Raw genomic sequence first — 15,031 nt, 5'->3', positions numbered from 1 at the left:
GGAGACGAGATCGACCCATACGGGAGCTGGACCGAGGGCTGAGCGGAACGAAGCGCCAGGCCCGCCGAGCGCCGGCCGCGGCTCCAGCCGAGCGCGTAGCAGCCACTGGACGAACGTCCGACACCAGAGTCGCGATCAGCGGCCTGTGCGCCTCGGGCGCGTTCTACGCCCGTACGGGAAAGGAAGCGCAACAGGCCGCCGAAAGCGCAACTCAACGCAAGACGCGGCGATCGACGCGCAGCGAAGACGGCAGGGCGATGGTGATCCACTCGTTGTTGTCGGCGGCGGTGGCGCTGCGGCCGGTGGAGAACGGGAAGTTGTTGTCGTTCAGGACGGCGATCGTGCGGTCGTCGAGGATTACCACGTCTTCGATGGTCTGGAACGGGAACGTGAAGGTGGTGCCGAAGCCGCCCAGCTTGCGCGGGTTCGAGATGTTCATCAGGTCGACGATCAGTTTTTTGCGCAGAGTGCCGTCGCGCTGGGCGGTGGCCTCGTAGATCTTCTTGACGACGGCCGTGGCGCCCTGGCCGTTGTCGCGCTCGATGACCAGGAAACGGTCCGGCGAGACGGCGATGGCGTCACCGATGGCGAAGTCGGGGTTGTCGAGCTGGTAGGTCCAGCGCTTGCCGGTGTACTGCTTGGTGCGCAGGTCGAACTGGTTGAGCCGCAGCGAACCGGCCGGGTCGCCGGTGACCGTGCCCTCGAGCAGCGGGTAGAGGTAGCGGCCGTCGGGCGACTGGGCCATGCCCTCGAAACCCTTGCTGCTGCGGGCGGTTGCGGTGACGCCGAGCCGGGCGGCAGTCTCGGGGGCGATCACACCGTCGAGCGCGTGCGGGGCCTCGAGCAAACGGCCGGAACGGTCGAAGTGGAGCAGGTACGGGCCGAACTCCTCGCCGATCCAATACGAACCGTCCGATGCGCGAACGATCGATTCGGGGTCGAAGTCGGCGCCGGTGAGCACACGGTCCGAACGGGTCAGCTTCCACGACACTTTGTTGTTCGGATCGGTCAGGTTGATGCCGCCGAGCACGTCGACCGTGTTGCTGCGGAAGACGGGCGCCAGCCGCTGGACGCGCAGCAGGAAGTCGCCCGAGTTGGCCTGGTTGCCGTAGCCGTTGTCGGACAGCACGTCGAAGGTGCCGTCACCGTTGTCGGCGATGCCGGAGAAGCCCTGGATCGGCTGGTCGGCGAACGGCGCCGTGAAACCGTTGAGGTTGCCGGTGACGAGCGCGCCGGAGGGCTCGCTGCCCGCGACGAAGGTGCCGGCGGGCAGCGACGCCCAACCGGTCAGCGTGGGCTTGGTGACGTGGTAGCCGCCGGCGTAGGAGGCGGTTCCGGCCGACAGGGTGAGCGCGAGCACACCGGTGCCGGCGACGAGGTTACGGACGATCTTTCGCATGAGCCCGGACGCTAGGCACCGAGGGTTAATCGAGCGCTACCAATCGGTGGCTTCCAACCGGCAAATCCGTTTTCCCGTACGCGGTCAGGCCGTCACCAGGTCCTTTTCCCGTACGCGGTCAGGCCGTCAACGGGAAGCCGACTCCGACTCGCTCAGTGCGGCCAGGGTCTCGACTCCCCCGCCGAAGCCGGCCGCCGCCACCGCCGCGATCACCGTGGCCGCGCGCAGGGCGTGGTAGCCGCCCCGCCCCAGCGTGGCCGCCTTGATGTTGCTGGCCACGGCGCGGGGCAGGGTGCGCTTGAGGTAGTCCTGCTCGGCGCCGAGCTTCTGGTCGCGCGGGAGCAGGCTCGCCATCTGCACCTTGCCGCGTCCCTCGGCATAGCAGCGCCGCAGGAAGAACCGGAAGGTGGAACGATCCAGGGGCACGTCGTGCTCGATCACCGAGTCGGGCACGTACATCCAGTGGCCGCCGGTCTCGGCGCTGATCCGCAGGCAGAGTTCGGTGTCTTCGGGGCGGTTCTGGTCACCCAGCTTGCCGAAGCCGACCCGGAAACCGTTCACTTTTTCGAACGCGTCGCGCCGCACCATCATGCTGGCCGACCACACGTTGCGGATCTCGGCGACCGAGGTCGGCATTCCCGCGTACGAAACCCCGACGGTCCACAGCAACTCGTCCGGCAGCCAGCTCGGCCGGGTCCGCTCCCAGGCCGGGACGATGCTGCCGCCGGCGCCGACCACCCGCGGGTCGTCGAACGGGGCGGCCAGGTTGCCGAGCCAGGTGGAGTGGGCGACGGTGTCGTCGTCGAGGAAGGCGATCAGCTCGGAGCGGCAGTGGAACGCGCCGGTGTTGCGGTTGCCCGAGGCGCCCCGCTCGGAGACGTTCTCGAGCACGGTGACGCCGTCGAACTCGGCCTTGGCCCGCTCGAACAACGCCGGGTTGTGGTCGACCACGACGACGACCTCGGCCGGGGTGACCTTCTGGTCGAGGGCGGAGGCGACCGTACGCTGCAACGACGCCCAGCGACGCTCGGTATGAGTGGGGATCACGACGCTGACATCGATGCTCTGTGTCATGGCGGGTCGCTCCGTGAGGGGTCCGAAGGGGCTTGCATCGGGCCAGTTGATCAACCCGCGGGCAGGACCCTACACATCGAATCTATGAATTGCATAAGAGGTTGACCGACGACCATTTTCGATTTGTTTCCGGCCGGCAAACGATTACGGCGTTTCGCCCATGTACCATTTGCCGCCTTAGCGAATGAAGTCGGTTTGCTGGCATTCGCCGTTTGTTGGACGTTCCCGCAGCTCATCGCCGTGCGTACACGCGCCCGGAGCATGCCTTGATGACCATCTAAACGGGCAAACGTAGTCATCGCCGGGAAACAATCCCGTAAAGAAGAACCTTGCCGCGAGCCATTCTTTCGGCGCGTGGGAGCTCAGCCGTTCGGCGGATAAAGGGCAGGTGGAAAGCGTACGGGAAAAGGGTTTGAGGTCGCGCGAATCACATCGCCGGCGGCCGGAAACGGCAGTGCCCACCGTGAGACACGGTGGGCACTAAGAGTGACGAGCGGCGGGGTCAGCGCCAGAAGACGGCGACCGCGGCGTTGGCCAGGGTCATCGCGATGATCCCGATGAAGTGGCCCTTGGCGACGGCCTCGCGCTTACGCGGGATGAACACCATGATGAAGATCAGGACGGCGATCACGAGCTTGACGCCCAGCTTGATCGGGTCGGGTTCGGCGTCCCCGCCCCCGCGCAGCGGCGCCGCCAGCCCGATGCCGGACACCAGCTGGATGATCGAGCCCCACAGCACGGCCGGGTTGATCCGGAACTTGCCGGTCAGGAACTGAGCGATCGCGCCGCCGAGCAGCAGCGCGAAGCCGACCAGGTGAACGAAGAGCAGGATCAACCGGATTGCTTCCACGCCGGGAAGCTTGCCAGGGAGCGGCCCGGACCGGTCAGCCGGGGGTCACGGTTACGGGCAGCGTGAACAGGCCTCGCAGCAGGAGGCCGGGGCGCCAGGCGAGGGTGGCGGCGGGGTCGGCCAGCCGCAGGCCCGAATGGCGCCGGGTCAGCCCGGCGAACGCGATGTGCGCCTCGAGCCGGGCCAGCGGCGCGCCCAGGCAGTAGTGGATGCCGTGCCCGAAGGCCAGGTGCGGGTTCTGCGGACGGTCGAGCACGACCTCGCCGGCGTCGGGGAACCGGGCGTCGTCGCGGTTGGCCGACAACAGCCCGACCAGCACCGGGGCGTGGGCCGGGATCGTGGTGCCGCCGATCGTGACCGGCTCGGTCGTGATCCGGAAGGTGGCCGTCTCGACCGGGGACTCGTACCGGAGGAACTCCTCGGTCGCGGTCGGGATCAGCGAGGCGTCGGCGCACAGGGCCTTCCACCGCTCACGCTCGGAGAGCAGCAGATACATGCCGTTGCCGATCAGGTTGACCGTGGTCTCGTGGCCGGCGATGAGCAGCAGGAACACCATCGAGACGAGTTCGTCCTCGGTCAGCCGGTCTTCGCTGTCGCGCACCGCGATCAGACCGGACAGCAGGTCGTCGCCGGGAGCGCGGCGGCGCGCGGCCAGCAGCTCGTGGATGTAGGCGACCATCGCGGTGGCGGCCCCCGGGAACTCGTCCTGGTAGGCCACGCCGCCGACGATGACGTTGGACCAGGCCCGGAACGCGTCCCGGTCGTCCGACGGGATGCCCAGCAGCTCGCAGATCACCTGGATGGGCAGCGGGAACGCGAACGCGTCGATGAGGTCGAACGGCTGGTTTATGGGGAAGGCGTCGAGCAGCGAAGTGGTGATCTCGGTGATGCGCGGGCGCAGGGCCTCGATACGGCGGGCGGTGAAGGCGGTCGAGACCAGCCGGCGCAGGCGGGTGTGGTCGGGCGGGTCGACGGCCAGCATGTGACTGGAGAGGGCCCGCTGGATGGGATCCGAGGGGAGGTTGCCGCCACGCGGGTTCTTGGCCAACCGCGGGTCGGTCAGGGCCTGCCGGGCGTCCTCATACCGGGTCACGAGCCAGGCGATACCGCCACTGCCCAGTTGCACCTCACGGACCGGGCCCTCCCGGCGCCAGGACGCGTACGCGGGAAAGGGGTCGGCATGGAAAGCGGGATCGGCGAGATTGTCCGGCATCGACGTGGCTCCCCGTTATCGATGGATTTCTACCACCGTACGCCCGTCGAGGCCGTGCCACGCCAGGAGGCGGTCGCCCTCGGCCTCCAACTGTTCGACGTCGCGCGCGGACTGAGCGTTGTTGAGCGCCGCGGACAGATCGCCGGTGCGCGTGGATTGGTCGTTGGTGCGCGCGGCGAACAATGAAACGCGCAGGTCGGTTCCGTCCAGCTTCCACAGTCCGGCGACCCGCCCGTCCAGGAGCACGAAACGAGCACCTTCGACGCTGTGCCGGCGGTGCTCGTCGTCGATGATGCGGCTGCGGTCGTCGAACCCGAGCACCACGTTGTCGAACGCGGGCAGAAACCGCGGCGGCACCGGCGTGTCCCCGTCCGGCAACGGCGCGTCGGGCACGTCGAGCAGTTCCCTTCCCCGTACGTCGCGGAAGGTGCGCAATTGTGGCCGCAGCCGGTCGATCGACGCGCGCAATCCGCTCAGTCCCGACCAGGCCCGGATGTCCGCCGAAGCGGCCGGCCCGAACGCCCGCAGATACCGCAGGACCAGCTCGTCGGCGTCGCAGGCGGGGGCGGGCTCGGCGCCGAGCCAGGACGCGATCGTCACGTTGCGGGCGGGCGCCTTCTGTCCCCAGACACCGCGCGGGGTCACCTGCACGAGCGGCACGAGCACGCTGAGCGCGTCCCCGAGCACCCGGGCGGGCACGGACGGCCACTTGCCGCCCACCGCGCGGCCCGCTTCGGGCAATGTGCTCGGCTTCTGGAAGTGATCGAGCCCGTCCGCCGCCAGCTCGGCCAGGTCGACGCCCTCGAGGTCACGCCGCCAGACCGCCCGCATGCGCGCATCGAGCATCGGCTGGTGCAGAGCGCGCAGTCCGAGACAGTCGGCCGCGGTGACCAGGTGGATCGTCCGGCGCATGAGCAGAGTGCGCACCACCTGCCGGCTCTCCAACGGCTCGACCAGGTCTTCCGGCCGGAACCCCTCGAGCCGGCTCCACAACCCGACGTACGGCTCGAGCGGTTCCTGCGCCTGCAACCCGACCAGATGCTCGATCGTGTCCACCACGGACAGGGTGTGCCGCCGATCGAGCATCTGGCGAGCCATAAGTGCACGGTTGAGCGCGCGGTTGTCCAGCACCGTCATGTGCTGACGGTAGTTGAACCGGCTGCCGCCCGCGGACACTCATTCCGGCCGGCGCCCGCCGGCAAACGCACACTCCAACCAGCGCCCACCAGCAAACGCACACTCTCACCGGCAGTCGCCGACGGACACTCACTCCACCGACCGCAGCCCCGCGACGCCAGGTCAGCCGGCGGCTGCCTCGCGGATCAGGTCGACCAGGGCGGCAGCCTCCGGGATGGCGACCGTGTGGGAGCCGCCGGCCAGTTCGACCGTGCGGCGCGAGCCCGCCCGCTCGGCCATGAACCGCAGCGCGGCGGCCGGAATGTTGAGGTCGTCGCTGCCGAACAGGAACCAGGACGGAATCGACTTCCAGGCCGGCTCGCCCGACCCCTCGTTGAGCGCCGCCTCGGTGATCGGACGCTGCGTCACGGCCAGCACCGCGGCCGCCTCAGGAGTCGAGTCGGCGGCGAACTGGTGGTGGTACACGTCCTGACGGATGTACAGGTCGGTGCCGCCGTCGGGCAGCTTCACCGGACTGAGCGCGGCGCCCAGGGTGCTGCCCGGGAACTGTCCGGACAGCGCGGCCGCGCTCTCCCCCGTGTCGGGAGCGAACGCGCCGACGTACACAAGCGACTTCACGGCCGGGTTCCCGGTCGCGGCGTTCGTGATGAGCATTCCGCCGTACGAGTGGCCGACGAGCACGACGGCGCCCTCGACCGAGGCGAGCGTGGCCCGCAGCTGGTCGGAGTCGTACTTGACGCCGCGCAGCGGATTGGCCGCCGCGATCACCGGGTATTCGTCCGCCAGCAACAGCTTGATCACCCCGTCCCAGCTGGCCGATTCGGCGAACGCGCCGTGCACGAGCACGATGGTCGGTTTCATGGACTCCCCCAGGTCTCGCGGTTCAGGTCACCCCCGAGTCTTCACCGGTTCCGCCCGGGCGCCATCCGTCAAACGACGGTCCGCAGACTTCGATCGCTGTTGTTCAGCCGCCGTCCACCGTCCGCGGTCACGGTCACGATGTCTTCGATGCGCACACCGAACCGGCCGGGCAGATAGATCCCCGGCTCGATCGAGAAGCACATGCCCGGCACGAGGGGGCTGGTCTCCCCGCGTACGAGATAGGGCGGTTCGTGCACCTCGAGGCCGATGCCGTGCCCGGTCCGGTGGATGAAGAACTCGCCGAATCCCGCGTCCTCGATGATTTGCCGGGCCACCCGGTCGATCTCCTGACACTCGACCCCTTCCCGTACGGCGTCGAAGCCGACCTGCTGAGCGGCGCGCACGATGTCGTGCACTTCCTGTTCCTCGCTCGTGGGCGCGCCGACGTGGACGGTTCTCGTCATGTCGGAACCGTAGCCGTCCTTGAGGCCGCCGAAATCGAGCACGACCATGTCGCCGTCCCGGATGATCCGGTCGCCGATCTCGTGGTGCGGATCAGCGCCGTTGGGCCCGGACCCGACGATGGTGAAGTCGACCTGGGAATGGCCGTTGTCGACCAGGAACCGGGCCAGATCGCGGGCCACTTCCCGTTCGGTGCGGCCGGCGAAGCGCACGGTGCGGATCTGCTCGAACGCGGCGTCGGCGGCGGCCCCGGCCGCGGCCAGCAGCGCGATTTCTCCGGCGTCCTTGACCGCCCGCAGCATCGGCAGCACATCGGTCATCGGAATCAGCTCGAGACCCGGGTTCTTCCGCTGCAGGTTCAGCACCTGCAGGGCCCAGGCCGAGTCCGAAATGGCGAATCGCCCCTGGGTTAGTTGATAGGGATCGTCGCCGTCCTGCCATGTCCGCACTTCCATGGCGAGGTCGTGCGGCTTCTCGAGCTCCGGGACAATCAGATACGGATCGTGGCCGACCCGCAGCACGAGCAGCGTGAGCCGTTCGGTGATCGGCGGTCGCAGCCCGGTGAAATAGGCGAGATCGGGGCCGGGTGTGATCAGCAGCCCGTCGAGTCTTTGTGCCGCGGCCTCTTCCAGCGCCTTCGCGATGCGCATCTCACTGCACCTCCAGCACGTGAAATCCCCACGCGGGCAATTCCACGAAGAGCCCGTCGGCGGCCAGTTCCCCGCCGTCCCGATCGAAGACCCGCCCGTCGAGCAGATCGGTCAGCCGCCACTGGGCTCGGCCTTCCGACCACCATTTCCCCCGTACGCGGGTGTAGGCCGTCCGGTCCGCGAAGTTCACGACGATCAGGTGGCGCTCGTCCCCGTTCTGCCACGTCCAGGCGAGCACGTCGTCGTTCTCGAGCAGCTCCCACTCCCCCGCGTTGATCTTTCTCGCGGCCAGCTTCATATGGAAGGACTTCAGATCGTCGTCGACGGGTTCGTCGGGATAGCGGCCGAGAAAGACCGGCAGCTTCACCCGACGTCCCTCGAACTGGCCGTCATGCCACATCGTCGCGCCGGGCAGCGTGGCGATCACGACGGCGGCCGCCCGATTCCGAGGTCCGAATGCGGCGGCGGCCCGCGGCTCGTCGTGGTTCTCGGTGAAACGGATCAGCCTGTCCTGATAGCCACGATCGGCCCGCAGATGAGCGCGGACGGCACCCGCGTCCTCGTGGGCGAGCCGGTCGTACAGGCGCTTGTCGTAGCAGAGGTCGAAGCCCTGCTGCTGCAGCGTCCACTCGGTGTCCCAATAGGCCTCGGCGATGAACAGGAAATCGTCCGGGAGCGCGCGAATGATTTCTGGCCAGAACTCGCGCGCCGGTTTCGGCCCGGCGCGGTCACCCCACGTGCGGGCGAAAATGTCGTTGAACATCAGCATCGCCATGTCGACCCGGACCCCGTCGCACTGCTCGGCGATGGCCTTGAGCGTCTCGGTCGTGGCCTGGCGCAGGCCGGGCGCGAACGCGTTGAGCTGGGCCACGTCGGGCCACGGCGGGAAATACGGGTCACGGCCGTGGGCGATGATGTGGCCGGCCGCCTCGAACCAGTCGCCGGGGTTGTTCGCCAGCTCCTCGGGCGTGCCGGTGATGAACCATTCCGGGTGCTCAGTGATCGCCGGGTGATCAGGAGCCACGTGGTTGGGAACGTAGTCGAGAATCAGCTTCAGGCTTCTCTGGGTGAGTGCCGCTCGGGCTTCTCCGAGGCCCTCGGCACCGCCTATGCGCTCGTCTACTTCGTAGCGGCGTACACAGTAAGGGCTTCCGACGATGTCTCCATCTTTCAGGCCGGGAAGAGCCGCATGAAATTCCTTCACGAGGCCCTCGTTGGCGCCGGCAATGGCCAAGCCGGCCAGGCTGCGCTCCCAGACGCCCATAAGCCAGACCGCGTCGAAGCCGCTCAACTCGTCCCAGACCTCGCCGGGCACATTCCCGAGCGTCACCGTGCGCCCGTATCGGCGGCTCAGGCCGGTCAGCCAGGGCCAGGTGTCGATCTCGTAGACGGTCGTCATCCGTGGCTCCTCTCGTAGGCCGCTACTGCATCATCCAGCGTCGGATAGAAGTGCGCCGGGTCAATCGTGCGGGTCAGCCCGTACCGGTCGATTTTCTGCTTCACCGGGTTCTTCATCTCCGCGAACACGAGGGAAATGCCTTTCGCGTTGAGCTCCTCGTCCAGTTCCTCCAGCATGTCGGCTGCGGTGGTGTCGACGTCGGTGATCGGTTCGGCCGCGACCAGGATCCAGCGGGTCCCGTCCTGGGCGAGGTGCCGGATCTCCTCGCGGAAGGTGCGCGCGTTGGCGAAGATGAGCGGCGCGTCGAACCGGAACATCACGAGCCCCGGGAGTTGGGCGCCATCCGGATATTGCTGCAGATCGTGGTAGCCGTCCACGCCGGCCGGCTTGCCCAGCACGGCGCGATAGGGCCACCAGACCCGCCGGAACACGTTGAGCACGGAGAGCGCAACCGCGACCGCGATGCCCGGCAAAACGCCGACCACGGCCACGCCGACAAACGCGGCCAGCGCAAGCATGAACTCCATGCGGCGCTGACGCCATAGCCGCACCATGCCCTTGATGTCGGCCAGTCCGAAGCTGGCCGCGATGACGACGGCGGCCAGCATGGGCTGCGGCATGTCCTTGAGCAGCCCCGGCACGAAGAGCAGCATCAGAGTGATCGCGGCCGCGCCGACCAGCCCCGTCACCTGGGTCTTGGCACCGGCGGCGAAGGCTACGGCCGTACGGGAACCGCTCGTGCTGACCGGAAAGCCCTGAAAGAGCCCGGCGGCGAGATTGGCCGCCCCGATGCCGGCCATTTCCTGATTGCCGCGCACTTCCTGCCCGTTGCGCTCCGCGAAGGTCGAGGCGGTCGAGATCGTATCGGTGACCGAAACGAGCGTGATACCGACCGCCGCAGCGGCCAGAATCCCGAACTCGTCGAGCGACACGAGCGGAATGGTAAGCGGCGGAAACCCCTGCGGAAGCGGCCCGACCACGGCAACGTCCAGATCCCAGATGGTGACGGCGGCGATGGCCCCCACGACCGCAACCAGAATGGCCGGCACCTTGGGCAGAAACTTCTGCAGCACCAGAATGACGGCCAGCCCACCAGCACCGATCGCAAGCGCGGCCGGGACGGTATCCCCCAGCCCGGTCACGAAGCCTTTGACGTCGTCGAACAGCCCGTCCCCTTCGGTCGAGAAGCCGAAGAGCTTGGGCAGCTGCCCGATGAGAATGGTGACGGCGAGCCCGTTCACATACCCCAGCTGAGTCGGATGCGACAGCAGGTCGGCGACAAAGCCCAGCTTGGCCACGGCCGCCACGGTCATGAAGATCCCGACGAGCAACGCCAGAACAGACGCGAGAGCAACCGCCTTCTCCTGATCGCCACCGGCCATCACCATCGGCACGACCACAGCCGCGATCATCGGCCCCAACGAAGAGTCGGGCCCGAGCACGAGCACCTTCGAGGGCCCGAAGACAAAATACGCAAGAAGACAGAGGATCGACGTGTAGAGCCCGGTGATCGGCGGCAGCCCGGCCAGTTCGGCGTAGGCCATACCTTGCGGCACGAGCAGCGTAGTGAGCACGATGCCGGCGATCAGATCGCGCGGCAGCCACTTCTTCTCGTAGGTGGTGACCACCTGTATCCCCGGGACCCACTCCGAGACGCGCATCCCGCTCCCCTCACCACCGTGACAGCTGACTTACCCGCAAGGCGGTTGAGTGACGATAACGCCATCCCGAACGATTCGAGACTGCCGGCAACCCCGAAGGCGGAGCTCGATCTGATCCAAGAATCGCGACGCAGCCGTCACTCACCCAGGACTAGTCATTCGTACACTAGCTTGCAGCCTAGTAGCCGATTGCCTATCGCCTCATTTCTTACCGTAATCGGCGAGGGAGTCCCATCCTGACCCTCGTATGCATTCACGGAACGCGAGGGCAAAATGCGGCGGGCAGCGTACGTAGGAACGGTTCAGGGTTTCTATGATTCGACGCGCCCTCAAACCATCGGCGCCCTCGTCAGCCTGCTGCGAGGGAATACACCGCCGCCGGAGCTGTCATATCACGGCGAGCCGGCATCCTGGGCGGCGAGCCTGCCCGCGCTCGCCGACGAATTGCACGCCGCCGGTCTTGATTCTTCCTGGATCGCCCTGGAATACAGCCCCTACCAGGCGGGACGCCGGCGGGCCGACGCTGTGCTGATGGGCGTGAGCCCGGACGGCCGCCCGTGTTACCTCGTTATCGAACTCAAGCAATGGGCTCAGGCATCCTGGGACGTTGAGCATGAGCAGATCACCGGAACCGGGGCCGGATACGACACTCCGCGGCACCCTTACGATCAGGCGTTCGCCTACGCCCAGTTCATCCGCAACTACACATCGGAAATGCACGACGAAGACCAGGTGACGATCGCCGCCGCAGCGTTTCTGCACAATGCGACCGAGGCCTCCATCGAGACCCTTCGCACGGCTGGCCATCACCGAAGTGCGGGTACGTTCAGCGGCGACAGCAACGGGCGGCGGCGATTTCACGAGAGGCTGCTCGCGCATTACGATCCGGCTCAGGACGGCCTCGCGGCCAAGGACCGGCTGATGGAGGCGCATTACCAGCAGGGCCCGGCATTGCTGGAAGCGGCGGCGAGGATCTTCAGCGATCCCGACCGCTATCCGCTGACCGACGAGCAGCATCAAATCTTTGCTCACATCCAGAGCGCGGTGTCGGACGCGATGAGCGTCAGCGCCGACCGGAACCAAGCCGTGATCGTCGTCAAGGGTGGCCCAGGCACCGGTAAGACCTGGATCGCCATGCACCTGTTGGGTGCCAATGCGCACGCTCACCGGCAGGTCACCTACGCGACGAACTCGGGGTCGCTGCGCAGCGCTCTGCAGAAATCGGCGGACTTCCGTTCGACCTTCGACGGACGGCTGGCCAATGAGCTGATCACCTCAGCGCGCACATACTGGGACAGCGATCGCTGGCATCACCCGCTCGACCTGCTCATCGTGGACGAGGCGCAACGGCTGGAGCAATACACCGTACGCCGGGCTCAGAACAACCCACGGGAGCTGCAGGCGCGGCTGGAGGCACAGCAGATAACCCAGATCTTCGAACTTAAGAAATCGGCCAAGGTGCTCGTCCTGTTCATCGATGAAGACCAGGCCGCCACCTACAAGGATCACGTCACCATCGACGAGGCCGAACGCGTCGCCGATCGCACGGGCGCCGCCTTCGAGATCTTCGAACTGAGCGAGCAACATCGCAGCGGTGGGTCCGAGGCGTACGAGGCCTGGGTCGACGCCCTCGTCGATGGAACACCGACTGTGTGGCACGACGAAGACAATTTCACGGTCCGCGTTGCCGGCTCACCTCACGAGCTCGAACGGCTGACGGTCGATGGCGGAGGTGACTCGGCCCGTCTCCTGGCCGGCTTCTGCTGGGAGTGGAGCACCCCGCGCTCGCCGGTCACGATCGAGGAAGTTCCGAACGACATCTCGATCGACGGATGGCACAAGAGGTGGAATCTGCGCCAGCCCGTCGACGGCTTCCCGAGAGACACTTCCTGGGCTCACAATCCGCGTGGCGCCGAGCAGGTCGGCTCGATCTTCACCGCTCAGGGCTTCGAGTTCGATCGCTGTGGCGTCATCATCGGCCCCGACCTCGTGTGGAGCGCGGAAGCCGGACGGATGGCTGTAAACATGGCGGCATCTCAATACAAGAAGCTGGTTACCCTGCATCGAAGTGATCCGTCGGCGACGGACCGTGTGCGCAATCAGTACCGGGTGCTACTAACCCGCGCAATGCAGGGTGTGGTCCTCTACTCGACCGATCCGGACACGAGAGAGATGCTGAGCAGCATCGTCAATCCGGCCGAGGACTGAGCCGGCCTCAGACCACGGATACGAATCGTGTCGATTCGCGGAGAACTCGTTCAGCCCCGGCAAGGTCCGCGAGGCGAGCGGCCAAGGTTGCCACGGCCAGGCGCTCCGGCAGGGCCTCGCTGAACTTGAGCCCCTCGAGTGCCTTCTTGTTCACCTCTGGCAGGCAGAGTCGAGTCCCGGCGTCAGCAACCAGTTCATGCCACGCTGCCGGTGTCAGGTCCTCCCGCAGCCGGATGTATTGATCATTGAAGCGCTGAGTCACATCGGTGACCTCGCTGAGGGTCGCGGTGAGCGTGGCGTTGGCTCGGAAACCAGCCCACGTCCACCATCGCAGATCCCCGTCATCCGCTCGCATGATGACGTTGCCGCCCGGATGCACCAGCGACGAATACCTGTCCCGCTGCTCCGTGAGCTGGTCGACCGCTCGGCGCGTGAGCTTTACCGGAGGGTCAGCCCCGAGCAGCACGTCCCGCATGGCCCGGGTGAGCTCGTAGCCGCTGCCGGACAAACCCCAGTTTGTCCACCGCGCACGACCGCCGGACTCGACCGGCTCCACGAAGCACCGTCGCCGCTTCCAGTCGATGTAGGTGACCTGCCAGCTGCGGCCAGCCAGCAGGAGGCGCCGCGGCCCCGGAATCTCCTCGACGAGCAAGTAGGGGTCGACTTTGCCGATCTCGTCCCGCCCGGCCAGCACGGTGAACTCCGGAGCGCCGAGGAAGACGGCGGTCATGCCCATGAAGTGCCGCCGGCCGAAGCGCTTCTCCGCCTCCGGCCCGATGTAGTACATACCGCCGTCGCTGTCGAGGTAGCCCTCACGGGCGAGGTGCCGCACGATGGGCTCGGCTCCGCGGTCGAACGGCGCCAGACCGTTCCACCATTCCGGCCAGAGCTGGTCACCGACCTGATGCTCCTGCAGGCACAGTGCCATCATCTGCTGCGCGACGATGTGCCGGGGCTCCGGCGTCGGCGTCACCGGCTCGACCCAGCCACTCCCCCACAGGTTGAGGAGCGCAGCTGCCTCGACCAGGGACTCGCCTTTCAAAGCCAGGAAGAGACAATTTCGTACGGTGTCGGAGCGGCGGCCGGTGCGACCGAGTCGCTGCAGGAAGCTCGCCACTGTCGAAGGTGCGTCGATCTGGATGACTCGGTCCAGGTCGCCCACGTCAATGCCGAGTTCCAGTGTGCTGGTCGAGACGATCACGCAGTCACGAGCGTCGGCAAAAGCTTCCTCGGATCGCCGGCGTTCGCCGGTCGAGAGCGAAGCATGGGACAGGAACGTGGTGATGCCATGCCCTCGCAGCATGGCGCCGAGCTCCTCAACGGTCTGCCGAGCCTCGCAGAAGACCAGCCGCTTCTCGCCTGCGTGGAGACCCGCGATCACTTTGGCCGCGTTCGGCAACGAGCCCACGTAGTCGAGTTCGATCTCGCCCGGCGGAACCGTCCCGGTGCTCCGCGGAACGTCTGGGGCAATGACCTGACCGGTACGCCCTTCGGCGCCCGCGCCTTGCAGCCACGTCAACAGCTGATCGGGGTTGCCCACCGTGGCGGAGAGGCCGATCCGCTGCAGCGGACGCCCTATCAGGCGGGTCAGCCTTTCCAGCACGGCCAGCAGATGCCAGCCGCGATCGTCGCCCGCGAAGGCGTGCACCTCGTCGACGATGACAGTGCGAAGACCTGAGAAGAAGGCTCGATGGTCGACCCTCGTGCTGACGAGCATCGACTCCAGCGACTCGGGCGTCGTGAGGAGGATGTCGGGCCGGCTCGCCAGGATTGCCTGCCGCTTCGACTGCCCGACGTCACCGTGCCACAGCGCAACGCTCCGCCCGAGCCAACCGGCGTAGCGCTCGAGGCGGGGCTCGAGGTTGTTCAGCAGCGCCTTGAGCGGGCAGAGGTAGAGTACCGAGGTTCCGGTCCAGCGCTCACCCGACATGCGGGACAGGATCGGGAACGACGCGGCTTCAGTCTTGCCGCCCGCCGTGGGCGCGAGCAGCAGAGCGTCATTGCCCGCGAGCAACGGCTCGACGGCGGCGCGCTGCAGCGGACGAAGGTCGGGCCACCCCAGTGTGTTGACGATGTGGTGGACGACGACCGGATCCAGATCGGAGCGCATGGCAGTC

Annotated in this window: 11 protein-coding genes; 1 reads left to right on the top strand and 10 read right to left on the bottom strand. The window is 67.1% G+C overall.

Going from position 1 to position 15,031, the window contains the following annotated elements; translation table 11 throughout:
* Positions 1-211: 211 nt before the first annotated feature.
* From KOI35_RS32830 to KOI35_RS32790, 9 genes are all read right to left on the bottom strand, one after another.
* The gene (locus tag KOI35_RS32830; protein ID WP_215792573.1) at positions 212-1,399 is read right to left on the bottom strand and encodes an esterase-like activity of phytase family protein; all 1,188 of its coding nucleotides are present in this window, start codon (positions 1,397-1,399) and stop codon (positions 212-214) included.
* Positions 1,400-1,525: 126 nt separating this feature from the next.
* Entirely contained in the window at positions 1,526-2,473 is a 948-nt protein-coding gene (locus tag KOI35_RS32825) for a glycosyltransferase family 2 protein (RefSeq protein ID WP_215792572.1), read from the bottom strand.
* A gap of 502 nt (positions 2,474-2,975) precedes the next feature.
* Positions 2,976-3,323 (bottom strand): hypothetical protein, encoded by a 348-nt coding sequence (locus KOI35_RS32820; RefSeq protein WP_215792571.1) that lies wholly within the window; start codon positions 3,321-3,323, stop codon positions 2,976-2,978.
* A 34-nt stretch (positions 3,324-3,357) separates the two neighbouring features.
* Positions 3,358-4,536, bottom strand: coding sequence for a cytochrome P450 family protein (locus tag KOI35_RS32815; protein ID WP_215792570.1), 1,179 nt, complete (start codon positions 4,534-4,536; stop codon positions 3,358-3,360).
* Positions 4,537-4,551: 15 nt separating this feature from the next.
* A complete protein-coding gene (locus KOI35_RS32810) occupies positions 4,552-5,673 on the bottom strand; it encodes a winged helix DNA-binding domain-containing protein (protein WP_215792569.1) in 1,122 nt (373 codons plus the stop codon).
* Between the two features lie 162 nt (positions 5,674-5,835).
* Positions 5,836-6,534, bottom strand: coding sequence for an alpha/beta fold hydrolase (locus tag KOI35_RS32805; protein WP_215792568.1), 699 nt, complete (start codon positions 6,532-6,534; stop codon positions 5,836-5,838).
* Between the two features lie 68 nt (positions 6,535-6,602).
* Positions 6,603-7,646, bottom strand: coding sequence for a M24 family metallopeptidase (locus KOI35_RS32800; RefSeq protein WP_215792567.1), 1,044 nt, complete (start codon positions 7,644-7,646; stop codon positions 6,603-6,605).
* A 1-nt stretch (position 7,647) separates the two neighbouring features.
* Entirely contained in the window at positions 7,648-9,045 is a 1,398-nt protein-coding gene (locus KOI35_RS32795) for an alpha-amylase family glycosyl hydrolase (protein ID WP_215792566.1), read from the bottom strand.
* Positions 9,042-10,673 (bottom strand): SulP family inorganic anion transporter, encoded by a 1,632-nt coding sequence (locus tag KOI35_RS32790; protein WP_308121251.1) that lies wholly within the window; start codon positions 10,671-10,673, stop codon positions 9,042-9,044. Before KOI35_RS32790 ends, KOI35_RS32795 begins: the two co-directional genes overlap by 4 nt.
* A 306-nt stretch (positions 10,674-10,979) precedes the next feature.
* Here KOI35_RS32790 and KOI35_RS32785 point away from each other — a divergent pair, with 306 nt between their 5' ends.
* A complete protein-coding gene (locus KOI35_RS32785; RefSeq protein WP_215792564.1) occupies positions 10,980-12,914 on the top strand; it encodes a DNA/RNA helicase domain-containing protein in 1,935 nt (644 codons plus the stop codon).
* Positions 12,915-12,921: 7 nt separating this feature from the next.
* Here KOI35_RS32785 and KOI35_RS32780 read toward each other — a convergent pair whose 3' ends face one another.
* Positions 12,922-15,024 carry a DEAD/DEAH box helicase gene (locus tag KOI35_RS32780; protein WP_215792563.1) on the bottom strand — a complete coding sequence of 701 codons (2,103 nt, stop codon included), beginning with the start codon at positions 15,022-15,024 and terminating at the stop codon, positions 12,922-12,924.
* Between the last annotated feature and the right edge of the window lie 7 nt (positions 15,025-15,031).

The sequence above is a fragment of the Paractinoplanes bogorensis genome, from assembly GCF_018829635.1.
GTDB lineage: Bacteria > Actinomycetota > Actinomycetes > Mycobacteriales > Micromonosporaceae > Actinoplanes > Actinoplanes bogorensis.
Note: the sequence above shows the minus strand (reverse complement) of the source record. Positions and strands in the feature narration are given on the sequence as shown.